This window comes from Veillonella sp. 3913 (assembly GCF_003992235.1).
GTDB lineage: Bacteria > Bacillota > Negativicutes > Veillonellales > Veillonellaceae > F0422.
The window spans coordinates 1-25,132 of the sequence record NZ_RQVF01000007.1 but is presented as its reverse complement, the minus strand read 5'-3'; the positions used below and the strand labels follow the sequence as shown (position 1 = coordinate 25,132).

The window sequence follows — 25,132 nt, the reverse complement described above, 5'->3', positions numbered from 1 at the left end:
TTCTTGTGTTTGTTGTATTTAGGTAATAAAGAAACGCCACAGAGACGCTATCATTGGTAGTGTATCTTAAGGAATTGTTGCTCGTTTCTTACGTGGATTAATTTTGATACCACACGGAATGAACTCATCCACAGGTGGGCGTCACTTGTTTTGTTATGAAATCTTGTGGTGCTTGTTTATATAGCAAAGGAAACGAGCAACATATTCCTCCACAAACTGATACAGTGGTTAGGTTTGCTCCGGAACATGTTGCTCGTTTTTGGTGTTGTTTGATTTAGTCAATAAGGGCGCCGCAGGATCTTCTACGCTAGTGCTGCGTTCCTTATGGATAGATTATCTATTTTCTAAAAAAATATCTTTCAAAAGATAACGTTTTGCATAGTTTATGCTATAATGAAAATACAGAAGGGTCACCGACGTGAGTTGGGCTCATCTCTTCCTAACTATAGGAGGAGGTGGTACTATGACAAAGTTTGAAAAAATCTATTTAATGATTTTAATTTTAGACTTACTAGTACAAATCATTGATTTGTTCAAATAATTAATGATAACGCCTAACGACATAAGGTTTCCTAGACCTTAATACGTTAGGCGTATCTACTTTAGCACTTTAGAGATGAGCCTAACGCCTTCGACACGTTGGTGGCCCTTCTTTTTATTACATATAGTATACCATATTTTTATAGAAATTACAAAAATTGTTATGTATAACTCTCTGTTGCTATGAACGACATATGATATTGTTATGGTATACACATAAATGAATTTGTCAAAGCATAGTACAATCAAAAAGATCACGGTATTCTCCTCACAAATGATAAGTCATAGTATTTGGAGTACATCGTGATCTTCTTTTATGTTTTTGTATTAGTTATTATTGCTTTCATCGTCATCGCTAGGTGCCAACATGGAGTAGAAGGCCCATAGTAGGATGAACCAGAATGGTGTAAACATGAGGGCGATGCGTGTGTCACTTTGTAATGCTAGTACCACCAAGATAAATAGGAAGAACGCTAGGATCAGGTAATTCATGAATGGGTACAGTGGCATTTTGAAAGAAGATTGCTTCGCCAGTTCTGGTCTTTGCTTGCGATATTTGAGATGGCATACGACGATGATGGCCCAAATATAGATAAAGCAGAATGTAGAGATAGATGTAATCATGATGAATACGCTTTCAGGCATGACATAGTTCAAGACTACGGTAAATAGTAAAGCTGCAGCGGAGAATAGTGTTGCCTGATAGGGTACAGCATGGTTCGTCAATCGTTTCATTCGACTCGGTGCATGTCCGCGTTTTGATAATGCGTAGATCATACGGCTAGTGGAAAAGATACCGGAGTTGGTAGCAGATGCTGCCGATGTTAGAACAACGAAGTTTACGATGCTCGCAGCAGCCAGGATACCCACTGCATTAAACACAGCCACGAAGGGACTAGAATTTGGATCTACTGCAATCCATGGGTAAATACTCATGATAATCGCCAGAGATCCAATATAGAATAGAATAATTCGCAATGGAATATTGTTAATGGCCATAGGGATAACTTTTTTTGGATTTTCCGTTTCCCCAGCTGTGAGGCCTACTAGTTCAATGCCTGTGAAAGCAAATACTACCATTTGGAAAGATAAGATAAAGCCCATGGTTCCATTTGGAAACCAACCGCCGTAATTCCATAGGTTATCAAAGGCAGCTGCACCAGCATTGGTAGTGAATCCTGTAAGAATCATGATAAGACCAATGATGATGAGTGATACAATGGCAATTACTTTTATTAAAGCGAACCAAAATTCCATTTCACCAAAGTGTTTTACCGCTGTCAAATTCATAACTAGTAATATGCCTAGTACGATGAGGGCCGGTATCCATTGTGGCATCCACGGTATCCAGTACTGCATGTACAAGCCGACCGCAGTTAAGTCCGCCATGGCCAGTGAAAGCCAACAGAACCAATAGGTCCAACCTGTAATGAAGGCCGCTCGGTCACCTAAATATTCTTCTACAAAGTCAATGAAGGAATGGTGATCTAAATTGGAAAGCAATAACTCTCCTAAAGCACGCATCATGAAGAAACAGATAATACCTGTAATCAGATACGTGAGGAGGATAGAGGGGCCCGCTAAACTAATAGATCGCCCAGAGCCGAGGAATAAACCTGTACCGATAGCACCACCGATGGCTAATAATTGAACGTGGCGATTTTTAAGACCACGCTTTAACTCTTGTTGCGAGTCCGTCATAGTAAAACCTCCTTAAACAATATAAACTTTTATATTTGATAATAGTAAACTATTTTCTATAGAATGTCAATTAATGCTAGTAAATTACTATGGTTAGACAGTAAAAAGGCTTTCATGTATTTCTAAGAAATACCTTTGAAAGCCGATTACGTGTATTTAATATCTTAGCGTATGCTTAAAAATAGATTACATTCTTTTATATAATCTCATGATTTTATATATTTTTTCTAGAGGATGTAGACAATAGCTTGTATATATATTGTAGTAGCATATATTCATCTATAAGAAACCTATCTGATACATTCAACTTTGAATCCCAATAGTGATGAGTAGATATAAGAAAAGAAAGACTGATATAGTATATATCTTAATAGCAAGTTATACTAGATTGCTATATAAGTCCGTTAGGATACGTTGAGCCACGCTTTCAGGAGTACCAGTGTTTAGAACTTGTGCTTGACGGAATCGTGCATATAGGGGATCCCGTACTGTGTACAATTCTTGCAATCGTTCTATGCCACCAGAGGAGAGAACACGTCCCGTTGTATCTAGCTCTTCTAAGGGACGATAAATTTCATATATTCGTCCATTTTGACGAAGGGGGGCATAGTTTTCCGGTATGGTGACAGCACCGCCACCAGTGGAGATGATAAGACCTGTCTGCTTTCCTATGTCACTGATGATATTAGATTCTACTGTGCGAAAGGCAGCTTCACCGTGCGTTAAAATATAATCACTAATGGAACCGACTTCCTCTATTATGCGGCTATCGATATCTACTAGTGGTCTTCCTGTTAGGTTGGCTAAGGCTTTGCCAATGGTACTTTTACCAGACCCAGGCATACCAATTAAAATAATATTTTCTTGATCTTGTCGAAATTGTTTGTATAGGTCTGAAAGGATACTTTCATCATAGGTGCGATGTAAAAATAAAGCACTCGCCGCAATGGCTTGGGACAATAAGAAGATGAGCCCATTCACATGAGGAATGCCGAGAGATTTCGCTTCTAACAAAATACCTGTACGATGGGGATTGTACACCAAGTCGATAACACCTTCTAAGTGAGTAAAAGGGGCTAATTGAATGCTTTGGTCAGGACAATAAGGATACATACCAACTGGAGTACAGTTGATAATTATCTGTGCTCGTTCATAAAATTGTGCAATGTGCCCATATGTAGGAAAGCGATGGCGGCTGATATGGGTAATAGAGGCGGCGCCTAATCTTTCTAATGCCACATGCACTGTATTGGACGAGGCTCCATCACCTAAAATTAAACAATGCTTATTTGTCACTTCTATGCTAGACCAATCCAAGGTGGCTAGGAAGCCATCATAGTCCGTATTGGTCCCATACCAAGAACCATCTGCTTGGCGCACCATAGTGTTGACACAACCAATTGCTTTTGCAATATCACTGATGTGATGACAAGCCTGTAAGGCATTGATTTTATAGGGAATGGTAATATTTAAGCCTTGTAATTCAGAACGATTAAAAAAATCTTGTAGTTGGTCTGGTTCCATTTCAAATATGTCATAGGATGTATTTCCTAAGGCTTGATGAATCATGGGGGAGTAGGTGTGGCCCAAGGTGCGGCCTAATAATCCAAACATTTACACCTCCAACGTACGATGACTGAAATGACGGAATACATGTGGATCATGTTCTAGTACAAAATCTAAGAGGACAAGAGCCGTTAGAGCTTCTACTACAGGAACGGCACGTAGCGCTACGCAAGGGTCATGGCGACCTTGAATTTGTAATACTTCAGCACTATGGTTACTGAGGGATACTGAGTTTTGCTCATGATAAATGGACGGTGTGGGCTTAATCCCTACTTGCATCACAAGGGGCATACCGTTGGTAATACCACCTTGGATGCCACCGCTGTTATTGTTTTTGGTACGAACACCTTCATCAGTGATGATGAAAGGATCGTTTTGCTTGCTTCCGCGGGACGCACAGCCAGGGAAACCAGACCCAAAGGAAATGCCTTTCACTGCAGGCATGCCGAACAGCGTAGCGCCTAAGCGATTTTCAATACCATCATAATTGGGATTCCCCATGCCAACAGGTAAACCTGTGGCAAATACCTGTACGATGCCACCAGTGGAATCGCCCGATGTTTTTAATTCTAATACAAGTTGCTCTGCTGTATGACGTTGCACAGGGTCTAACATAGGAATCGCTTCAGTGCTGATACTAGCGAGCTTGTCCATAGGTGGGTTAGTATAATCGATAGATGTATCTGGGACAGTGCCAACTTGTGCTAAGTGTGCACGCACATGAATGGCGATGGATTCTAATAGTTGTATAGCAATGCCACCAGCTACGCAAACAGGGGCTGTTATGCGAGCAGAGAAATGACCGCCCCCACGCATATCCACATACTCACCATAGCGCATGCGAGCGGTGTAATCTGCATGAGATGGGCGTGGCACATCTCGCAGGTTATCGTAATCCCCACTTCGTTGTGATGTATTTTTAATTGTGAAAGCCAAAGGAGAACCGCTCAGTCTTCCTTGTACGATGCCTGATTGAAACTCAGGGATATCTGCTTCTTTTCTTTGTGTTTGTAATTGATGTTGCCCTGGAGCTCGTCGTTTTAGAAAGGCTTGCAAGGTTTCTAGATTGACAGGAAATCCACAAGGAAGTCCGTCTACAACTCCGCCAATAGCTTGACCGTGAGAGGCACCGAAGGTGGAGACTTTCACAGTACGACCGAAATAGGATGCCATAATTACTCCTTACTTGTTAAATACATTTATATAGTATGTGTCTGCCCACCTAATCGTTTCCAGTCTTCAAAAAAGTGAGGATACGACTTACTGATGGCTTCACTGTCTTGCAAGATTATAGGGGAGGTAGCGATGAGTGCGTTTAAGGCACCAGCCATGACGAGGCGATGGTCATTCACACAGTCTACAATACCACCAGCAAGCGTACCTGTTCCTGTAATATACAGGTTATCCCTTTCTATGCGAACAATGCCGCCAGAATCACGAACAAGTTGTGCTACCGCTTCTAAACGGTCTGACTCTTTCAATCGAAGGCGAGCTCCATTGATGAAGGTAGATTCTCCTTCTATGGAGCAGGCTAGACTAGATAAAATAGGTAACAAATCTGGCATTTGCTCTAAATTAACGAGGATTGGCTTATGTGCTTTGCCAGTGACCGTGATAGTAGTGCCATTCCACGTACAAGTGACACCAGCGCTTTCTAAAATGGAAAGACTCCGTTTATCTGCTTGTACAGAATCAGAACGTAACCCAGTGACAGAGATAGATTGACCTGTCATAGCGGCGGCTACTAGCCAAATGGCACCATTAGACCAATCTCCCTCAATCAGATATTTCTCATTACCGTGGAAGTGTTGGTTCTCTTCGATAGTAAAACTTGGATATCCTTCTTCGGTGATGTCTTCTATTACTTGCACACCAAAGTCTTTCATCGTTTCTATGGTTAATGTTACATAGTCTTTCGATTGTAAGGAACTGGTGCAATTCACGGTGGTGTGCCCCAGTTGTGGTGCCGCTAGAAGAAGGCCGGAGAAGAATTGAGAACTTACGGTTCCCGTCATGGAGAAGGTACCACTTTGTAATTTCCCTGACATAGTGAAAGGCGGTGCTTCTTGTGAAAAGGACACTCCATGTGCTTTCATTTCGCTCAGTAATGGTTCTAGTGGACGTTCAGGTAAACGCCCTTTGGCGTCTACTTTTACAGTATCACAGATAGCGGCGGACACTGGTAAGAGCAATCGTAATGTTGTGCCTGATTCGTGTGGTAATACGTGCCCAATAGAAGGGGGAGGCCCCGGAGTGATATGAGCCACACCCTGTTCATAGGTTATTTTGCTACCAAGGGATCGCAAGGAATCCATGGTGGCGTCAATGTCCTTGGAAGAGTGGGAGATTAAAATTGAGCTAGGACTCGTGGCAAGGGCCGCTGAGATAAGTGCCCGATGAGCATGGGCCTTAGCCGGTATGGCTGGGATTGTGCCACGTAAAAGTACATTGGAAACATGTTGCATAGGAATCCTTTCTTGTATCCTTACCATAACCACTGGGAAAGTTCTATAAGGATACTGATAAAAGGTAAATGTAGAATCTGTTTTGTTTACGTGTAAATACTATTATACGTAATAGATATACAGAATAGAAACGATAGTTACATTCTACAGTAGGTAGCCAATTCAAAGAAAGTAACTTTTTTTAGCATCGATGTGCCATACCCTGTAGGAACAACGATAGTAATGGAAGAGCCAGAGGCTTTTTTATCGTGACTAGCTTCTTCTAAGATTACATCTTTTGAAATATCCGTTGTGGTTGGTAATTGATGAGATAGTAATAAGCTTTCGATTATAGGAATGATGGCAAGGTCTAGCTCTTCGTTGGCTACAGCACCTTTTGCCATGATGAGGAGTCCCAAAGCAACGGCATTGCCGTGCGGGATGGTGAAAGCGCTACCGTGCTCGATACCATGTCCAAAGGTATGACCTAAGTTCAACGTCGCACGGAGGCCGCTTTCCTTTTCATCTACTTCCACCACATGGGCTTTGATGCGCACACATTGAGCGATGACAGTATCTACATCTTCTGGATGTTGTAAGATTGGTCGTTCTCGAAGTTGATCTAGTAACTCTGGATGGTCTAAGAAACCATATTTGATGATTTCCCCACATCCATTAATCCATTCCTCTTTAGGTAAGGTAGAAAGTGTTTCTGGATCACAGAGAACGAGGATAGGTTGTTTAAAAGCACCCCATAAATTCTTACCACACTCTAGGTTAACAGCTGTTTTACCACCTACAGAGGAATCGACAGCAGCCAACAGTGACGTAGGTACTTGTACATAATCGATACCCCGTAAGTAGGTGGCAGCAGCGAACCCAGCAAGGTCGCCGACGACGCCACCACCTAAGGCGATGATTAGGTCTTTCCGAGCCAATTTTGCATTTCCTAATGTTTCTACTAGGTCCATGAGACGATGGCCATTCTTTTCACTTTCACCATGAGGAAACGTGTAGGTGTGAACGGTGTAACCTGCCTGTTGTAGGGCATCTGAAACAGTGGAAGCATAGAGGGGGCCCACATTGTCATCAGTAACAATCATGACGGAACAAGGAGGCTTGATAGCGTGTAAGTACTTACCAATACGAGGCAAGCTTTTCCGCTCAATAATCACATCGTAAGAAGTGGATGCTTGAATATGAATTGTATCCATAGTAGTGACCTATTTATGACCTAATGCGTCACGAAGTGTGAATACTTGGTTTGCCAAAGTAGCGAATTGCTCTGGGCGTAAGGATTGCGGACCATCACATAATGCTTTTTCTGGATTATTGTGAACTTCAATCATTAAACCATCAGCACCGCCACCAACGGAGGCTAAGGACAAGGATGGAACCATACGGCTCATACCTGCTGCATGGCTTGGGTCCATAATGATTGGCAAGTGGGATAACTCGTGCATCATTGGAATAGCAGTTACATCTAAAGTATTACGAGTGCGTGTTTCGAAGGTACGAATACCACGTTCGCAAAGAACGATTTGTTCATTACCTTCGCTCATGATGTATTCCGCAGCCATTAACCATTCTTCGTAGGTAGCACATAGCCCACGTTTTAATAAGATTGGTTTTCGTAATTTGCCGACTTCTTTTAAAAGATTGAAGTTTTGCATATTGCGAGCGCCGATTTGCAACATATCTACATTATCGAAGTATTCTAATTGAGAGATGTCCATGACTTCTGACACAATAGGTAGACCTGTTTCTTTTTTAGCTTCTTCTAATAAGGCTAAACCACTTGGTCCCATACCTTGGAAAGAGTATGGAGAAGTACGAGGTTTGAAAGCGCCACCACGAAGAATGCCAGCACCAGCTGCTTTTACAGCCTTCGCTACTTCGATGACTTGTTCTGGTGTTTCTACAGAACAAGGGCCTGCGATGATAGCAAAGTGACCGCCACCGATTTTTGTATTTCCTACAGTAACCACCGTATCTTGAGGATGGAATTTACGATTTGCTTTTTTGAAAGGCTCTTGGATACGCATAACCTTTTCAACGTATGGAAGGGATTCAATAGTGCGTAAATCGACACAGGATGTATCGCCGATCAAACCGATAATATCTTGTTGTTCTCCATGTACTGGATGTAATGTAACGCCAGTGGCTTCTAACAGTTGACGTAGTTCTGCAATTTGTACTTCTGTTGCTGTAGTGTGTAATCGAATAATCATAAGGTCCTCCTAAAATCTTAACATGTATAGGTATTTGTGAGTGGTGGTATAGGAAGATATATAAAAAGGGCTACCCGCCTATACCTAGTACGGGTAGCCCTTACCACTATTTAAAGCCACTCAGTGATGATACCTAAATTAGCGTAGCTCAAATAGTTCTTTACCCGTAGTTTGGATAAAGAACCAAAAAAATGTATTTGCATTTGTTGTAGCTAAATTGGCTTGCTTCATCATTGTAGTGACTCCTTTCTTTCAATAATTGCGTTTAGTATACTCCATTCATTTAAGTTTGGCAAGAAAAAATTTAAATTGACTCAAAATTGGGCTCAAATGAAAAAAAGATTCTCAACAGCAATAAGAATTAAATATTCTTATTATTTCAGCATGAAAGATTTATGATAATTTTATCAACTATAACTAATTGTCATAGTAATGCTTTACTATATAAAGTATGCATAATAGAGTATTTATAGGTATATAAGTATGTACGAAGTACAAATAACAATGTATAATGACGGTAGTTTATTGATATCTATTATTGATTGTGGAGGTTCTTATGAAGATTACACGTCATGTATCAGCCGTAATGGCTGCATTAGTAGTAACAGGAATGTCTTATTCCGTAATGGCTACAGATATTACTAAGTATAGTGATAAAGCAGAAAACTTAATTGGTTTATCGTTGGGCGATCAAAAGCAAACGGAACCTGGGGTTAAGCATATAGAAGACACGTTAACCGTAAATGTACATGGTAAAAGCTTGATGGACACAGGTAAATCTAAAAATGTAACAGGGATTTATACTGTATTTGGATCGCAACTGACCATAGATAAAGATCTCATTGTACGATTAAAAAATGATGCACCAGCAGATAAAAAAGATTTGGGGCATTATTATATGAGTGCTGTCTATGCTGGTCTCGGTGGTAAGGTGCCACATCATAACCCTAATCCTGACAGAGACTATGGTGATAGCAATATTCATGTGAAAGGCAATGTAGATATTGACGCTGTGGGAGTAGGATTGCAAGCGAATCACCGGGGCCATATTATCGTTGATGGCGGTGGTCGTATTATAACGTATCCTCTTAAAACGTCAGACACCTATTCTGTTGTGGCAGAAGAGGGCGATGTATATGTGAATGCAGGTGTCGATGGTAAACACCCAGGTACGAAGGATTTAGTAGCTGTTGGTAATGTAGGGTTAATTAATAAAGATTATGGTGAGAATCCAAATCTTAATGAAGCGCCAGCAAATATCGGACTAGCTTTTACAACCTCTAACTCGAGTCTTAAGGGTGCTGTGTTAAATGAATATGCTGAAAGTAATAAAAATCCACATAATTCTGGTGCCGATATATATTTACAAAATGGTGCTACTTGGAATAATGAATGGATTGGTAAGGAACGACCTACACCAAGAAAACCACGTCCATCAGGAGATGATGCAGCATACTTATATAAAGGCAGTAAAGTTCGTAATCTTGTAGGTGGTGCAAATCCAACTGCAGCAGGTATGATTCATCCTATTGATGCTCGTCCTATTACAATTCAAAACTATAGTGGTTTTGTAAATGCTGATTATAAAACAGGTGTGCCAGCGAGCGAAGCTGGCAATGGCCAAATTATTATCCAACATGCTGCTGATAATAGCCACATCATTGTACAAGGTGACAGTGCTAAAAATTTGACTGATGATGCAAGTTATCGTGCAGAAATGAGAGCGTTAGCCAATAAATTACAATATACGGGAAATGATAAGAAACTAGCTGCCGCTGTTCAAGTTAATGAAGGTATTACAAGACCGGCTGCTATGGCTGAACTTGGTACAAATGCATTCGATGCACAAGGTAATCTTGTTGTTGCTGATACCGCGACGGTAACACATGCTAGTGAATCTTCCTTGGTAAGTGGTGCGAAATCTGCTCTCACATCTACAGCGATAGCTTGGCATAATACTACGAACGATTTACAACGTCGTTTAGGGGACCTTAGTTTGACTAATACGAACCAAGGGGTATGGGCTAAATATATCGGCGGCAAATCTAACATGACAAATGGTGCCGATACTCATATGACATATAATGGTGTACAAGTTGGTTATGATCATAAGGTATCCAATGGTTGGACTTTTGGTGGTGCTCTAGATTATAGTACGTCTAGCAACTCCTATGCCGTTGGCAACGGAGACAGCAAAATCGCTGGTATTGGGTTATATGGTACAAAACAACATGATGATGGACGTTACTTAGATATTATCGCTCGTGGAAGCCGCCTGTCCAATACTTACAAACTTCACTCACTAGGGGGATATCAATTGAATGGGGATTATCATACATTTGGCACCTCTTTAAGTGCTGAATATGGTAAACGCATTAAGAAACAAAATGGTTTCTACATGGATCCTAGTGTAGAATTCATTGTAGGTCGTTTGAATGGCGTATCCTATGATGCTAATATTGTTAATGGTGGCTCTATGCATGTGAAAGCTGACGCTGTTAACTCTGCTGTAGGTCGATTGGGCCTTGGCATTGGTAGAGAAACAGAAACATCCAACATCTTTGCAAAACTCGCATTGGCTCATGAATTCTCTAGTAAGGTCAATACGACATATTCCGCGCCAGGTAATCCAACAGTACATACAGAACTTGATTTGAAAGATACATGGCTTGATGCTGAAATTGGAGGCTCCTGGAGCGTTCGTCCAAGCACATATGTATATGGTACATTTACTAAAAACTTTGGTGCTACTATAGACAATACATGGCGTATTGATGCGGGAGTACGACATAACTTCTAATTACATCTTGTACTAATAGTCCTTATAGCGTATGCTGTAAGGGCTATTAGTATTTAAGGAGGATAGTATGGTAAAAGTCTTATTCATCTGTCATGGTAACATTTGTCGCTCTACGATGGCAGAGTTTTATATGAAGCATATCGTTAACAAGGCGGGTTTAACTGATTCTATTTATATTGAGTCCGCAGCTACATCTCGTGAGGAGATAGGAAATGATACCCATTATGGAACTAAACAAAAATTAGATGAAATGGATATTCCTTATACTCGTCGCAAGGCCCGCCAAGTAACGATGTATGATTACCGTAACTTTGATTACCTCATCATCATGGATGAAAATAATGCAAGAAACTTGCGCCTCATTATTGATGATGACGTTGACCATAAGGTGTATAAGGCTATGATGTTTGTTGGGGAAAGTCGAGATGTAAAAGACCCTTGGTATACGGGAAATTTTGACGAAACCTATGACGATATAAGTCGTAGCTGTGATGCCCTATTAGAGTTGATCAAAGAACAATTATTTAAGTAAAAGTATAATGTAATAAGCCCCCAGTGTTATCTGAAGTAGATATAACATGGGGGCGGTACTTTTTATGGAAACTTAAATTGGGCTCAAATGCAAAAAATGGACTCTCAACAACGTTGAGAATCCAGTCATATCAATGGTGCGCCTAGCAGGAATCGAACCTGCGCACCCGGTTCCGGAGACCGGCGCTCTATCCCCTGAGCTATAGGCGCGTGTATACCGTTAAAGTATACCATGAAATAATGGTCAGTACAATAGGGAACCTCATGGTGATGGATTGAAACATATAGTGCTCTATCATACTTTGATATACAAACCGATGCCCAGTGTGATATAATATACTAATTCGCATAATACATAACAAGATTTTAAAGGAGGACCCTTTCATATATGCAAATTAAATTTGAAGATTTACAAATTAGCGAACCCATTTTACGAGCTTTAAACGACATGGGATTTGAAGAGCCAACACCGATTCAACGTGAAGCCATTCCAGCGGCGAAGTCCGGTCAAGACATGATTGGTCAAGCACAAACTGGTACTGGTAAAACAGCTGCCTTCGGTATCCCAGCGTTAGAGCAAGTGGATCCAACGATCCAAGATCCACAAGTATTGATTCTTTCACCCACACGTGAATTAGCAATTCAAGTGGCGGAAGAGTTAAATAAAATGGCTCAACATACTAACATTCAAGCCTTACCAATCTATGGTGGACAAGATATTGGACGTCAATTCCGTATGTTGAAAAAACATCCACAAGTGATTGTAGCGACACCTGGTCGTTTAATGGATCACATGGAGCGAAAATCTATTTCTTTTGACCATGTAAAAGTTGTCATTTTGGATGAAGCGGATGAAATGTTAAACATGGGCTTCGTAGATGATATCAATAAAATTTTGACAGCTGTTCCAGAAGAGCGTCAAACATTATTGTTCTCTGCTACAATGCCAAAAGCAATCCAAGAGTTGGCAGAAACATACTTAACAGAGCCAACATTAATCCGTATGAAACCAACACAAGTAACAATGGATTTAATCGAACAATATTATATCGAAGTACAAGATCGTCAAAAATTTGATGTATTGTGCCGTTTACTAGATATCCAAGCGCCAGAATTGGCTATCGTGTTCGGTCGTACAAAACGTCGTGTAGACGAAGTAACAGAAGCATTGAAAAAACGTGGTTACATGGCAGAAGGTATTCATGGTGACTTGTCTCAACAAAAACGTGACTCTGTGATTCGTCAATTCCGTGAAGGTACTATCGATATCTTAGTAGCTACAGACGTAGCGGCTCGTGGTTTAGATATTAGTGGCGTTACGCATGTGTATAACTACGATTTGCCACAAGATCCTGAAAGCTATGTACACCGTGTCGGTCGTACAGGTCGTGCTGGTAAAGCGGGCGTGGCAATGACATTCGTTATTCCACGTGAAATTGAGCATTTACATGCCATTGAACGTTTGACAAAACGCAAGATTGCTCGTCGTAAAGCTCCATCTTTGGGAGAAGTATTAGAAGGACAACAAAAAATTGCCGTAGAGAAATTGATTGCTTTAGCAGATAATCGTGAAGAATTAGCAAGCTATCGTTCTAGTGCAGAAGAATTGTTGAACGATATCGATTCCGTTACTTTATTGGCGGCTGCGTTAAAACTGTTGACAAAAGAGCCAGATACAACTCCTGTTAGCATTACAGAAGAAGCGCCACTTCGCATACGTCGTCGCCGTGACAGTGGACGTCGAGATGGCCGTCGCCGTGATGATCGTCGTAGAGATGGTCGCCGTCGTGATGATCGTCGTGACGGAGATAGAAGACGTTCCTCTCGCGATCGTAGTCAACGTTCCAATAGTGGAGAACGCCGTTCTCGTGATGGACAAAAACAACAAAAACACCAAGGTAGCGGTTTCAAGTCGTATTTTAAAGAATAATTTCGTTAAGTAACGATATTTAAAATTAAACAATTCTGATTATTGTTTGGGAATGAACTTTCTGATATAATATAAATAGAGTAATAGTATTTTAATCTCACAGTTAAGCTTCCAAGTGGAAAGGATGTGCTTTATGGATATTGCACAAAAATTGCGAGAAGAAGGTTATAAAGTGACACCACAGCGTATTGCCATTTATAATGTTCTTTACGCAGAAAACAACCATCCCACTGCGGAAATGATCTACCAAAGTTTGCGGGAAGACCATCCAAGTATGAGCTTGGCGACTGTATATAAAACGATGGAGATTTTTGAACGCATTGGTTTAGTTCGCGTCTTAGACTTGGGCGATGATTGTAGCCGTTATGACTGGGATACAAGAAATCATCCGCATGTACGCTGTACTATGTGTAATCGTATTAATGATTTACATGATGTACAAGTAAACTGTCTAAGAGAAGAAGTGGCGCGCCACAGTGAATATGAAATTACAGGACTTCATGTGTCTTTTGAAGGCATTTGTCCAGAATGTTTGCGTAAAAGCTCACATTAATTAGTCATGTAAAAGAAATAGAGGATAATTGCTTATATAAACAATTGTCCTCTATTTTTATGCCTGTAAAGAGATAGTCATAACATGATATACTTACAAGTAAGATAGTGAATCATCAAGAGAAGGAGTTATACATGAGTCAATTAACAATCGGATGTCATTTATCCATCAGCAAAGGCTATTTACATATGGGAAAGGAAGCATTATCCATTGGTGCCAATACATTTCAATATTTTACGAGAAATCCACGTGGTGGAAAGGCACGTGCCTTTGATGAAGCAGATATGAAAGCCTTAGATGCGTTCCTGAAAGAACATCAATTTGGCAAATTGCTAGGCCATGCACCGTATACATTGAATGCATGTGCAGCGGATCCAGGCTTGCGTGAGTTTGCGAAAAACTCTATGAGAGAAGATTTGGAGCGACTGGAATATTTACCAGGGCATTTATATAACTTTCACCCTGGTAGCCATGTGAAACAAGGCGTAGACCAAGGCATTGAATACATCGTAGATATGTTGAATGAAGTGATTTTTCCAGGTATGAAGACGACAGTTTTATTAGAAGCTATGGCAGGGAAAGGGACCGAAGTAGGTCGTAATTTTGAAGAACTAGCGCGCATCATTGACGGCGTGAAATATAAAGAATATATCGGAGTTTGTGTAGATACGTGCCATATCCACGAAGGCGGTTACGACATCATTGAAAATTTAGATGGCGTTTTGGAGGAGTTTGACCATTTTGTAGGCTTAGACAGAATCCATGCGGTGCATTTGAACGATTCCAAAAATCCGAGGGGAGCCCATAAAGATCGACATGAGAAAATTGGGGAAGGCCATATTGGTATCGAAGCCATTGCTAATTTCATTACCCATCCAAAATTACGTCATTTACCATTTTATCTAGAAACGCCAAATGAACTAGATGGATATGCGAAAGAAATTTCTATCTTACGGGAGATTTACGCAAACGAGGTGTAAGTATGCGCATACTACATACAGCAGACTGGCATTTAGGACGACTATTTTATAACGAACATTTAACAACGGACCAAGCCCATATATTGGATCATCAATTTTTCCCTTTACTGAAAGAAGAACAGATTGATCTGGTGGTCCTCAGTGGGGACGTCTTTGATCGCTCAGTGCCACCTATTGAGGCCATTGAATTATGGGATTCCGTGCTCCATCGATTGGCTTTTAGCGAGAATATTCCTATGGTGGCCATTTCAGGTAATCACGATAGTGGACCACGCTTAGCGATGGGTCACAGTGCTTGGGAAACTCATGGTATCCATTTGTTAGGCCATGCTCACCAAGGGATAAATCCCATCTCTTTCCAAGATGCGTATGGTCAACTCGATGTATGGGCATTGCCCTACGGAGAGGTGCGTGATATGCAAAGTGCTCTGAATCGGCAAGGTGTTGTAAATTCAGACAACTCTTCGTATAAAGGTAATGATGAGATTTCTGTTGTCGGTACTGCGGAATGTGCGTTAGGTGTTGATACAAATAAATATAATTGGACTATCGCAGATGCCTATGAACATTGGTCATATTATGCGAAGCGTTGCTCTAAAGGACACCGCAGTCTTTGTATGGCTCATGCTTTTGTGGCAGGTGGTGCTGAAAGTGAGTCGGAACGGCCTCTGTTAGTAGGAGGTTCTGGGCAAGTTCCAACAACGGTATTCAAAGATTTTACATATACTGCCTTAGGTCACTTGCATAGACCACAACGGATTGGGGTGGACCATATTCGCTACAGTGGATCTTTGTTGACCTATTCCTTTGACGAGGTAGGGTATAGTAAAAGTTTCACTATTGTTGATATAGACGGCAAAGGAGCTACAACAATCAGTGAGATTCCTATTGTAGGACGCCGCCAATTTGTGAGCCTGACGGGATATTTTGACGATTTGCTAGCAGATGAAAGTCTTCATACACGGCATCATAATGATTATGTGGAAGTACGATTGTTAGATACGGCACCTGTAGTGGACGGAATGTGCCGCTTGCGAAAGGTATTTCCATATTGTATGAGATTAGAATTAGTAGGTCGTATGGAAGTGGTGCGAGATACAACAGGTGCTAAACGATTCAAGGAATTAAATGAGAAAGATTTATTTGCCCAATTTGCTAAGGAAGCTCGTAATGAAGAACTTTCACAAGAAGAATTAGAGTATATGGAAGGTTTGTGGCATCGTGTATTAAGGGAGGAAGAAGCATGAGACCCTTACGATTAGAAATGACTGCCTTTGGCCCGTATCCTAAGAAAGTAATCCTTGATTTTGCCGTATTGGCAAATCAATCCATGTTTTTGATTACAGGTCCTACAGGGGCAGGAAAAACAAGTATATTAGATGCCATTGTATATGCCCTATATGGTCAAACCAGTGGTGGCCTTCGTGATGGATCTGATATGCGTAGCGATTATGCAGATGCTACTACACCTACATCAGTGGTGTTTGAGTTTCAAGTAGGTGATCATCGATATAGGATGGAGCGAACTCCAAAACAAGAATTACAGAAAAAACGAGGCACTGGTACAAGAACGGTATTAGCAACTGCTTCTATCAGTGAATGGATTGATGAAGAATGGAAATTACTCGCTACAAAAGCCCAAGAAATTCGTGACTATGTACAACAGATCATTGGATTTCGTGTAGATCAATTTTTGCAAGTTGTCCTATTACCGCAAGGTGATTTTAGAAAATTGTTAGTAGCCCCCACATCAGAACGGGAAGTATTGCTACATACGATTTTTAAAACCTCTGTGTATAAACGCATGCAAGATGTATTGAAGGAAGAATTGACTAAATCTACCGTAGGGATTCAAGATACATTGCAAAAGGTTGAGTTTTTATTGAGTACCTACACAGTAGATACGTTACAGGACTTAGTGGCATTGACGGAAGAAGAACGTGCTGTATTAGGGATTCGTGAAAAAGAACGTAAGGAGAAACAGGAGCAGTGCGATGTTTTGCAAACAGCCTATGCTAAGTACGAAACCTATGCCAACCTAGTATCGCGCAAAGATCAATACAGTCAAGCCTTGGCTACTCATCAAGAAGGAGAGTCGGCGCATCTTGCATTAGGGGAGGCTATTAGCCGTTGGGAACGGTTGCAAGAAGTTCGGAGGTCTATGAAAGACTATGAGAAATTGCAAGATATTTTCAGAACGGATAAAGAAAAATTAGAAGCCTTGAAAACATCGTTGCAGTCCGTGGAAGGAAGTTTACAAACCTTAGAGTCTAAGTGGAAACAGCTAATAGCTCAAGAGGAAACGTATGCAAAGCAACAAGAGCAATACCACCAATTACAGGCCTTGCAACAAGAGGTGGAGTGGTATGGCGAACTTGTGACAAAAAGGACTGATATAGAGGCTTCGAAAGCACAGCAAGTGGAGCAACAACAGGCTCTACAACAGGAGGTAACTACAAGTCAGGCAGAGCTGGAGTTGCATCGTAAAACATTAGAAGGTATAAAGACAGAGTTACAAAATTATGCTTCCTTAGGTGAGGAAAAATTATGTACCAGTGAACTGCGGAGTTGGTGGGATTCCTTAAAGGGGGTTGTTAACAAACTCCAAACTGCTTGGGATGCTAGAAATCTTCATAGTCAACAGTTGGAGGAAGAACGACAGGTCTGCAAGACGCGTGAAGGTCTATATCATCATAATGAGCAATTATTACGACAACACCAAGCCTATGAAGTGAGTTTGCAAGTGGAAGATGATTCGCCGTGTCCTGTTTGTGGTTCCTTAGAACATCCACAACTAGCACAAGCCCCGTCGGAAAACATTGTTAGAGAAACGGTAGATAGATTCCGCAGAGAGTTCCAAGCTAGTCAAACACAGGTGGCAACGATAGAAACCAAGCTAAGCCACAGTGAAGAAGAAGTAGAACGATATAGTAAAGAATGGAATCGTTTATGTGAAAGCTATCCAAATGTAACAGAAGGTGTGCAAAGAAAAGCTATTATTCACTTGGGGAATATGTTGGAATCGGCTATACAAGTCAAGGACATAGATAGGGTAGCTGAACGCCTCCAATGGTGGAAGGCATCTGCAGATATAGAAACCATAGACCAAGCGTTTAAAACGATACAAAATGAGTTAGTTGTTGCTGAAACCACTAAAGTAGAATTGGAAGAAAGATTAGAAACATTACAGAAGGCAATACAAGTAGAAGAAGCTAACTTTCATACAAAACAACTGGAATTGACTACTTTAGCTGGTCAGATAGAGACGATTAAACAAGATGTTCACCACATGACAACAGAAATGCATCGTATTGAAAAGAGTATAGCTCCTTTTACGGTGGAAATGTATACGGCTGAGGTGAAAGATCTCGCAGATTCTCTGAAACGGTATGAAGCGGACCGTAAAGAGGTAGAAGCCGCGCGTCAAGCTAGCCAAGAACAAAAGGTGGCGCTCATCACAGAAATAGGGACTATTAAAGAACAACAGGATCGCATGGCGCAGGATATAGAATTCTTGGACAAGGAAATCGAGCAAGTGTTAGCAGCGGAATCTCTTACCATTGATGCATTTAAACAGGAATCTCATGCATTTGATAAATTGCCAGCATGGAAAGAAACCTTTAGTGTCTATAGCAACGAAACATTGCGACTAAGCTCTCTGTTAGAAGAAGTGCGAAGTGATTTAGCCAACTATACTACAGTGCCAGAGGAAATAGCCAAGGGTGCTGTGGAAACAATAGAACAGGAATTAAAAGAATTGGGGGAAACTATTGGTACCCTGAAATCTCAAGTTCTAGCTAAAGAAAAGACAATACAAGAAATTACTGGGTTGGAAGAGTCCACTAAAGTATTGTCGGACCGTCGGGCATTTATCTTCGGCTTAGCCGATTTAGCCAATGGCGGTGATTCAGGTATGAAAGGGGTCAGCTTTGAACGCTATGTACTAGGTGCTATCCTGGAAGAAGTGTTGTGTGCGGCGAACTTACGACTTCATGATATGAGTCGTGGTCGCTATCGATTGGAACGATCGGTAGAAGAAGGAGGTCGTGGCGCACGGGGGTTGGATATTGCTGTCTTTGATGCCTATACAGGGGCAAGCCGCCCTGCCAATACGTTGTCTGGAGGAGAAACCTTTTTAGCGTCCTTAGGTTTAGCTATGGGATTGGCGGATGTCATTCAATCTTATGCGGGAGGTATTCATTTGGATACCATGTTTATTGATGAAGGGTTTGGAACTTTGGATCCAGATACCTTAGATGTGGCAATGGAAACACTAGTAGCATTGCAATCCCAAGGACGATTGGTAGGCATCATATCTCATGTGCCAGAATTACAACAACAAATTGGTGCACACTTGGTGGTGACAAAAACGGATGAGGGAAGCAGGGCCTACTTTCAAGTGCAGTGATTGTATTCCCGTAGTACCTATGTTAGAATAATACTGTTATTTACTAGGAATTAAGGAGGAAGTATGAAATTTAGCTTTGCTCATAATAATATTAACGTGAAAGATTTGGATACAAGTTTATCCTTTTATAAAGACGCATTAGGGTTAGAAGAAGTCGGTCATATCGATGGAGAAGATGGATCTTTTAAAATCGTCTATTTAGGGGATGGTACCAATCCGCATCGATTAGAATTGACATGGCTACGTGATTGGGAGCGTCCTTATAATTTAGGGGATAATGAATTCCATGTGGCATTTTATGTAGATGATTATGCAGGAGCGTTAGCAAAACATAAGGCTATGAACTGCGTTGTCTATGAGAATGAAGCAATGGGCATTTATTTTATTGCTGATCCAGATGGATATTGGACTGAAATTATCCCAGCAGGAGCCTATTAATATGGAACATATGTTAACGCGCTTACAATGGTTGGTAGGGGAAGAAAAAATTAAAACCCTACAAGGTAAAAAAGTCCTTCTTTTTGGATGCGGTGGTGTAGGCTCCTTTGCCCTAGAAGCGTTGGTTCGTTCTGGCGTAGGGCATATAATTATTGTCGATGGTGACAAAGTGACGGTGAGCAATATTAATCGTCAGCTTATTGCTTTGCCTAGCACGGTAGGTCAACGTAAAGTAGAGGTCGCAAAAGAGAGAGCCTTAGCAATCAATCCTAATCTACATATTGAGGCTTATGATATGGTATATACTGGTGAAAGTCATCCTACTTTCATTGCCGATATTAATCCGGATTTTGTCATTGATGCCATTGATATGGTAAGTGCTAAACTATCTATCATCGAAACGTGTTATAATAGAAATATACCTTGTATATCTTCTATGGGAACAGGAAATAAAATGTGGCCTGATCAATTGAAGATTACAGATATTAGTAAGACCCATACATGCCCATTGGCGAAAGTTATGCGTAAAGAATTGCGTCGTCGTGGCATTAAAAAGCAAACCGTATTATTCTCTACAGAACAACCGATGACACCGAACCGTGATGATGACTCTAGAAGTCCAGGTTCCTGTGGATTTGTTCCTTCTGTAGCAGGATTGCATTTAGCGGGTCATGTCATTAGAACTTTTTTGGAGGTACAGTAATGAAAAAAGCAATTATTCATATGGAATACGGTGACATTGTTATCGAATTATTTGAAAACGAAGCTCCTGGTACAGTAGCTAACTTTGAAAAATTAATCAAAGAAGGATTTTATGATACTTTGAAATTCCATCGTGTTATCCCTGGTTTTGTGGCTCAAGGTGGTTGCCCAATGGGTACAGGCGTAGGTGGCCCTGGTTACACAATTCCATGCGAAACTAAAGGTAACCCACATAAACATGTTCGTGGTGCTTTATCCATGGCACATCGTGGACCTAACACAGGGGGCAGCCAATTTTTTATCGTGTACGAACCACAACCTCATTTAGACGGCGTTCACACTGTGTTCGGTCAAGTTATCGAAGGTATGGATGTAGTAGATAAAATCCAACAAGGTGACCGCATGCAAACTGTTGAGGTAGTAGAAGACTAATGGCAGGCATTAAACGCTATCGGTTAGAACATCCTGAATGGTTACAAGTGAAAAAGGATGGGAATTTTTCCTATGGGTATGACCAAGAGTGGTACGAAGATGCGTGGAAACGCTTAGCTGGTTGTGGTCCTACAACGGCGACACAAGTGATTTCCTATGTCCTTTTCCGCGATGGATATTTACCTGTTGAGACTGTTGCAGACGGTGATCAAGCCTTGGAACGCATGAATCAAGTATGGGAATACGTGCGCCCTCGCTATGGTGGTGGACTCTATAAAAGTACTTGGTGGGAACAAGGTGTCAACCAATATATGGCAGATAACAACCTGTCTTATAATGTGAAACGATTGCCGATTTTTCCTCTGAAAGGAAGCGCTTATACGGTGGAAGAAGTAACGGCTTTCATACAACGTGGACTGGAACAAAATTGTCCTGTTGCTTTTTTAAATCGTCATCGTGGACAGGAAGAAGGGCTATCTACATGGCATTGGGTTCCTATCGTATCTATGCAAGTTAATTATGATGACACACGATGTGTTGTCTATGATGAAGGTATGGAACGAACTTTTTCACTACGCCGTTGGTTACGAGATAATTTACTGGGTGGAGCTTTTTTATACATCCAGTCACAATGTGAGGAGTAAGAAATGACACAATGGATTAAAGAATTACAGTCCCCTCATCTTGCATTATGCGCAGAAGTGGATGAAATTTTATATTCTGGAAAATCCGACTTTCAAACCATAGAAGTCGCTCATAGTTTAGAATATGGTAATATGCTTGTGTTGGATGGTGTGTTTCAAACGTCAGAACGAGAAGAATTTGTGTATCATGAAATGATGAGCCACATTCCGTTATTCTTGCACCCAAACCCTAAGCATGTATTGATCATTGGTGGCGGTGATGGCGGTGTAGCTAGAGAATGTGTACGTCATAGCTGTGTAGAAACAGTGACAATGGTAGAAATTGATGGTAAAGTAGTGGAATTGGCAAAACAATATTTGCCATCTATTGCTGACGCTATGATTCGCCAAGATCCAAAATTGACGGTAACCATTGGTGATGGTATTGGTCATGTAGCGGAAAAAGAAAACTTCTATGATGTGATTATCGTAGATTGCTCTGACCCAATCGGACCTGGTGAAGGTTTATTTACAGAAGAATTCTACAAAAATACATATCGTGCCTTGAAGGAAGATGGTTTATTTGTACAACAAACAGAATCTCCAGTAATGCATCAACAACTAGTATCTGATGTATTCTACTATGTAAATAAACATTTCCCTGTGACTCGCCTATATACAGCATTCATTCCGTTATATCCAACAGGTATGCATTGCTTTACTATGGGATCTAAGAAACATGACCCATTAGAATGGGATCCAAATCGTGCCCAAGATTTTACAACTAAATACTATAACTATGGCATCCAAAAATCTGCATTCGTATTGCCAACATTTGTAAAACAATATTTACAAGCTCGAATTGCAGAATAAACTCTTTACCTAGGAGTGCTATAGTGAGTGACGAACTAGCACTTTCCTTGTGAAAGTGCTAGTTTTGCGTATGGGTTATACAACCGAACAGGGCAAGTTCATAAATAATAGGTAAACGCATGATATTTTTATCAGTAAGTAGATATATTAAAATACAGTATCTAAGTGCAGCTAGTTAAAAAACTTGTTGAAACCATGGAGCTGGAAAAATATTTGTGATACATGGTATTGAAATTCCTAGTAAATAGGTATACAATAAAAACAATATTGTATTTACAATGAAACATATAATATATTTTTTATTCATGTGAATTAACAAAAGGGGAGACTATAATGAAACAATATGACTTACTCGTTATCGGCTTTGGTAAAGCAGGTAAAACATTAGCTGCCACATTTGGCAAAGAAGGAAAACAAGTCGCTTTAATTGAACAAGATCCAGCTATGTATGGTGGTACATGTATCAACATCGGATGTATCCCTACAAAAACGATGATTGTTGGTGCGGATAAAGGCAAAAGCTACGAAGCTGCAAAGGCAACTCGTGATACAGTAGTAGGAAAGTTAAATGCAAAGAACTTAAACATGTTAACATCCAATCCGAATGTAACAGTGTATACTGGTCATGGTAAATTTACTTCCAATAAAGAAGTAGAAGTAACAACAGCAGATGGTGTGGAAACATTGACAGCTGAAATTATCATCATCAACACAGGGGCTACTAATGTAGTACTTCCAATTTCAGGTTTATCTACATCTAAATTTGTATATAACAGTACTGAGTTGCAAGCGTTGCCTACATTGCCAAAACGATTAGGTATCATTGGTTGCGGTAACATTGGCATTGAGTTCGCTAATTTATACGCACGTTTAGGTGCTGAGGTGACTGCTTTTGAAAGTAGCGATAGAATCTTAAAACGTGAAGATGCAGATGTAGCTGCGTTGGCGCAACAATATTTAGAAGAAGATGGCGTTCGATTCCACTTTAACGCTGTCACCAAAGAAATTAAAAACGTAGGTGATACTGTAGTAGTGACTGAAAGTGGAGAAGAGTTCATTTTCGATGCATTATTACATGCTACAGGACGTAAAGCGAATACAGAAGGTCTTGGCTTAGAGAATACGGATATTCAAGTTCGTCCTAATGGCTCCATCGTAACGGATGATACATTGATGACAGCTGTTCCTAATGTATTTGCTGTAGGTGATGTAAACGGTGGACAACAATTTACCTATGTGTCTTTAGATGACTTCCGTATTGTAAATCGTGTATTACATGGGGATGAAAGTTATAAGTTAGGGAATCGTGCACACGTTCCATATTCTACTTTCATTACACCTGCTTTATCCCATGTAGGTTTACATGAAGAAGAAGCGAAAGCACAATATCCAAGTGCTGTGACAGTGGCATTACCAGTAAATAATATGCCGCGTCATGCAGTAAACCAAGATCCACGCGGTGTATTTAAATTAACAGTTAACAAAGACACTGGTTTAATTCTAGGAGCTACCTTATTTGGTAAAAACTCTGAAGAGTTAATTAACATTATTAAAATGGCCATGGACAACGATATTAAGTATACATACTTACGTGACCAAATCTTTACACATCCTACAATGGCTGAAAACTTAAATGATTTAGCTAAATTAATTTAAGAAGACAGATAGTATATACACAATAAGGTCAACTGATATGTGATGTAAACTATTAACAGAGATAATGATACCTTAAAAGAATATAGAGAATAGAGAAAGTTAGGAAACCCTTAACTTTCTCTATTTAGTTATAAAATGAAAGAAAAATGAAAAAAGGGGTTTACATGTAAAAAGTTTTTTGATATACTTTAAAAACATCAGCGATAGAGCAATAATTTTATTACTTTGTATCGAAGATGAGATATGATAGCAGTTAAAAAAGTTTTTTAAAAAGTGGTTGACACAAAAAAAATTAACTGATATACTAAATATCGTTCTAAGGCACGACAGTGCTAAACAGAATAAATATCCTGTGGTGGGTATGGTGAAGCGGTTAACACGGCGGATTGTGGCTCCGTTATGCATGGGTTCGATCCCCATTACTCACCCCACAACACAGGGGTGTAGCCAAGCGGTAAGGCATCGGACTTTGACTCCGACATGCGATGGTTCGATCCCATCCACCCCTGCCATTTTATGACCCACTAGCTCAGTTGGCAGAGCACCTGACTTTTAATCAGGGTGTCCCGCGTTCGAGTCGCGGGTGGGTCACCATTTACTATTCATATAGTATAAGGATATTGATGATCTTTGAAAACTGAACAATGAAAGGTAATTACTTCGAAAGAAGTAAACATAAGCCAGAGTGCGGGTTTCACATAGTTGAAACCAACCAAAAAAATTC

The 25,132-nt window shown here is 40.5% G+C and carries 19 protein-coding genes and 4 tRNA genes; 16 read left to right on the top strand and 7 right to left on the bottom strand.

The genetic code is table 11. The features are described from left to right. Nucleotides 1-867 precede the first annotated feature (867 nt). The 6 genes from EO113_RS07525 to aroF all read right to left on the bottom strand — a co-directional run bounded on the left by EO113_RS07525 (nucleotide 868) and on the right by aroF (nucleotide 8,482). Nucleotides 868-2,241, bottom strand: coding sequence for an amino acid permease (locus EO113_RS07525; RefSeq protein WP_126940865.1), 1,374 nt, complete (start codon nucleotides 2,239-2,241; stop codon nucleotides 868-870). A 378-nt stretch (nucleotides 2,242-2,619) separates the two neighbouring features. Then, nucleotides 2,620-3,855, bottom strand: coding sequence for a shikimate kinase (locus tag EO113_RS07520; protein ID WP_127135971.1), 1,236 nt, complete (start codon nucleotides 3,853-3,855; stop codon nucleotides 2,620-2,622). Further along, entirely contained in the window at nucleotides 3,856-4,980 is a 1,125-nt protein-coding gene (gene aroC / locus EO113_RS07515; protein ID WP_127135970.1) for a chorismate synthase, read from the bottom strand. It lies immediately after the preceding gene. Between the two features lie 26 nt (nucleotides 4,981-5,006). Beyond that, a complete protein-coding gene (aroA, locus tag EO113_RS07510) occupies nucleotides 5,007-6,272 on the bottom strand; it encodes a 3-phosphoshikimate 1-carboxyvinyltransferase (protein WP_127135969.1) in 1,266 nt (421 codons plus the stop codon). A gap of 137 nt (nucleotides 6,273-6,409) precedes the next feature. Then, a complete protein-coding gene (aroB, locus tag EO113_RS07505) occupies nucleotides 6,410-7,465 on the bottom strand; it encodes a 3-dehydroquinate synthase (RefSeq protein ID WP_127135968.1) in 1,056 nt (351 codons plus the stop codon). Nucleotides 7,466-7,474: 9 nt separating this feature from the next. After that, nucleotides 7,475-8,482, bottom strand: a complete 1,008-nt coding sequence (gene aroF, locus EO113_RS07500; RefSeq protein WP_009353135.1) for a 3-deoxy-7-phosphoheptulonate synthase — start codon at nucleotides 8,480-8,482, stop codon at nucleotides 7,475-7,477. 556 nt (nucleotides 8,483-9,038) lie between these two features. Between aroF and EO113_RS07495 the strand changes: the two genes are divergently transcribed. Continuing rightward, on the top strand, nucleotides 9,039-11,282 hold the full coding sequence (locus EO113_RS07495) for an autotransporter outer membrane beta-barrel domain-containing protein (RefSeq protein WP_127135967.1): 2,244 nt from the start codon (nucleotides 9,039-9,041) through the stop codon (nucleotides 11,280-11,282). Nucleotides 11,283-11,349: 67 nt separating this feature from the next. Continuing rightward, nucleotides 11,350-11,814: a low molecular weight protein-tyrosine-phosphatase gene (locus EO113_RS07490; protein ID WP_127135966.1), complete on the top strand. Its 465-nt coding sequence runs from the start codon at nucleotides 11,350-11,352 to the stop codon at nucleotides 11,812-11,814. 134 nt (nucleotides 11,815-11,948) lie between these two features. On the opposite strand, the gene EO113_RS07485 is transcribed toward EO113_RS07490, so the two are convergent. Next, a tRNA-Arg gene (locus EO113_RS07485) sits at nucleotides 11,949-12,023 on the bottom strand. A 178-nt stretch (nucleotides 12,024-12,201) separates the two neighbouring features. Between EO113_RS07485 and EO113_RS07480 the strand changes: the two genes are divergently transcribed. From EO113_RS07480 to EO113_RS07415, 14 genes are all read left to right on the top strand, one after another. Continuing rightward, nucleotides 12,202-13,743, top strand: coding sequence for a DEAD/DEAH box helicase (locus tag EO113_RS07480; RefSeq protein WP_127135965.1), 1,542 nt, complete (start codon nucleotides 12,202-12,204; stop codon nucleotides 13,741-13,743). Nucleotides 13,744-13,876: 133 nt separating this feature from the next. Then, on the top strand, nucleotides 13,877-14,296 hold the full coding sequence (locus tag EO113_RS07475) for a Fur family transcriptional regulator (RefSeq protein ID WP_009353504.1): 420 nt from the start codon (nucleotides 13,877-13,879) through the stop codon (nucleotides 14,294-14,296). Nucleotides 14,297-14,430: 134 nt separating this feature from the next. Then, nucleotides 14,431-15,276, top strand: coding sequence for a deoxyribonuclease IV (locus tag EO113_RS07470; RefSeq protein WP_127010796.1), 846 nt, complete (start codon nucleotides 14,431-14,433; stop codon nucleotides 15,274-15,276). 2 nt (nucleotides 15,277-15,278) lie between these two features. Continuing rightward, complete coding sequence (locus tag EO113_RS07465; RefSeq protein ID WP_127135964.1) at nucleotides 15,279-16,523, top strand: exonuclease SbcCD subunit D; 1,245 nt, start codon at nucleotides 15,279-15,281, stop codon at nucleotides 16,521-16,523. Next, nucleotides 16,520-19,684, top strand: coding sequence for an AAA family ATPase (locus EO113_RS07460; RefSeq protein WP_127135963.1), 3,165 nt, complete (start codon nucleotides 16,520-16,522; stop codon nucleotides 19,682-19,684). Before EO113_RS07465 ends, EO113_RS07460 begins: the two co-directional genes overlap by 4 nt. A 63-nt stretch (nucleotides 19,685-19,747) precedes the next feature. Beyond that, nucleotides 19,748-20,122: a VOC family protein gene (locus tag EO113_RS07455; protein WP_009353501.1), complete on the top strand. Its 375-nt coding sequence runs from the start codon at nucleotides 19,748-19,750 to the stop codon at nucleotides 20,120-20,122. Between the two features lies 1 nt (nucleotide 20,123). Continuing rightward, nucleotides 20,124-20,825: a ThiF family adenylyltransferase gene (locus EO113_RS07450; RefSeq protein ID WP_127010799.1), complete on the top strand. Its 702-nt coding sequence runs from the start codon at nucleotides 20,124-20,126 to the stop codon at nucleotides 20,823-20,825. Then, the gene (locus EO113_RS07445; protein WP_009353500.1) at nucleotides 20,825-21,256 is read left to right on the top strand and encodes a peptidylprolyl isomerase; all 432 of its coding nucleotides are present in this window, start codon (nucleotides 20,825-20,827) and stop codon (nucleotides 21,254-21,256) included. The genes EO113_RS07450 and EO113_RS07445 overlap by 1 nt, the downstream gene beginning before the upstream one ends. Then, nucleotides 21,256-21,900: a hypothetical protein gene (locus EO113_RS07440; protein ID WP_009353495.1), complete on the top strand. Its 645-nt coding sequence runs from the start codon at nucleotides 21,256-21,258 to the stop codon at nucleotides 21,898-21,900. The genes EO113_RS07445 and EO113_RS07440 overlap by 1 nt, the downstream gene beginning before the upstream one ends. 3 nt (nucleotides 21,901-21,903) lie before the next feature. Next, nucleotides 21,904-22,752 carry a polyamine aminopropyltransferase gene (gene speE / locus EO113_RS07435; protein WP_126941329.1) on the top strand — a complete coding sequence of 283 codons (849 nt, stop codon included), beginning with the start codon at nucleotides 21,904-21,906 and terminating at the stop codon, nucleotides 22,750-22,752. 333 nt (nucleotides 22,753-23,085) lie between these two features. Next, nucleotides 23,086-24,408 carry an FAD-containing oxidoreductase gene (locus EO113_RS07430; RefSeq protein ID WP_127135962.1) on the top strand — a complete coding sequence of 441 codons (1,323 nt, stop codon included), beginning with the start codon at nucleotides 23,086-23,088 and terminating at the stop codon, nucleotides 24,406-24,408. Between the two features lie 355 nt (nucleotides 24,409-24,763). After that, a tRNA-His gene (locus tag EO113_RS07425) sits at nucleotides 24,764-24,839 on the top strand. 6 nt (nucleotides 24,840-24,845) lie between these two features. Then, nucleotides 24,846-24,920 (top strand) — tRNA-Gln (locus EO113_RS07420). 6 nt (nucleotides 24,921-24,926) lie between these two features. Then, nucleotides 24,927-25,002, top strand: a tRNA-Lys gene (locus tag EO113_RS07415). Nucleotides 25,003-25,132: the final 130 nt, after the last annotated feature.

What these genes read in the sequence shown, in the direction of transcription:
- EO113_RS07460 (WP_127135963.1), top strand. Translation starts at nt 16,520, where the DNA reads ATGAGACCCTTACGATTAGAAATGACTGCCTTTGGCCCGTATCCTAAG.
- aroF (WP_009353135.1), bottom strand. Translation starts at nt 8,482, where the DNA reads ATGATTATTCGATTACACACTACAGCAACAGAAGTACAAATTGCAGAA.
- EO113_RS07480 (WP_127135965.1), top strand. Translation starts at nt 12,202, where the DNA reads ATGCAAATTAAATTTGAAGATTTACAAATTAGCGAACCCATTTTACGA.
- EO113_RS07495 (WP_127135967.1), top strand. Translation starts at nt 9,039, where the DNA reads ATGAAGATTACACGTCATGTATCAGCCGTAATGGCTGCATTAGTAGTA.
- EO113_RS07520 (WP_127135971.1), bottom strand. Translation starts at nt 3,855, where the DNA reads ATGTTTGGATTATTAGGCCGCACCTTGGGCCACACCTACTCCCCCATG.
- EO113_RS07475 (WP_009353504.1), top strand. Translation starts at nt 13,877, where the DNA reads ATGGATATTGCACAAAAATTGCGAGAAGAAGGTTATAAAGTGACACCA.
- EO113_RS07445 (WP_009353500.1), top strand. Translation starts at nt 20,825, where the DNA reads ATGAAAAAAGCAATTATTCATATGGAATACGGTGACATTGTTATCGAA.
- EO113_RS07440 (WP_009353495.1), top strand. Translation starts at nt 21,256, where the DNA reads ATGGCAGGCATTAAACGCTATCGGTTAGAACATCCTGAATGGTTACAA.
- speE (WP_126941329.1), top strand. Translation starts at nt 21,904, where the DNA reads ATGACACAATGGATTAAAGAATTACAGTCCCCTCATCTTGCATTATGC.
- EO113_RS07430 (WP_127135962.1), top strand. Translation starts at nt 23,086, where the DNA reads ATGAAACAATATGACTTACTCGTTATCGGCTTTGGTAAAGCAGGTAAA.
- EO113_RS07465 (WP_127135964.1), top strand. Translation starts at nt 15,279, where the DNA reads ATGCGCATACTACATACAGCAGACTGGCATTTAGGACGACTATTTTAT.
- EO113_RS07490 (WP_127135966.1), top strand. Translation starts at nt 11,350, where the DNA reads ATGGTAAAAGTCTTATTCATCTGTCATGGTAACATTTGTCGCTCTACG.
- aroA (WP_127135969.1), bottom strand. Translation starts at nt 6,272, where the DNA reads ATGCAACATGTTTCCAATGTACTTTTACGTGGCACAATCCCAGCCATA.
- aroB (WP_127135968.1), bottom strand. Translation starts at nt 7,465, where the DNA reads ATGGATACAATTCATATTCAAGCATCCACTTCTTACGATGTGATTATT.
- EO113_RS07450 (WP_127010799.1), top strand. Translation starts at nt 20,124, where the DNA reads ATGGAACATATGTTAACGCGCTTACAATGGTTGGTAGGGGAAGAAAAA.
- aroC (WP_127135970.1), bottom strand. Translation starts at nt 4,980, where the DNA reads ATGGCATCCTATTTCGGTCGTACTGTGAAAGTCTCCACCTTCGGTGCC.
- EO113_RS07455 (WP_009353501.1), top strand. Translation starts at nt 19,748, where the DNA reads ATGAAATTTAGCTTTGCTCATAATAATATTAACGTGAAAGATTTGGAT.
- EO113_RS07470 (WP_127010796.1), top strand. Translation starts at nt 14,431, where the DNA reads ATGAGTCAATTAACAATCGGATGTCATTTATCCATCAGCAAAGGCTAT.
- EO113_RS07525 (WP_126940865.1), bottom strand. Translation starts at nt 2,241, where the DNA reads ATGACGGACTCGCAACAAGAGTTAAAGCGTGGTCTTAAAAATCGCCAC.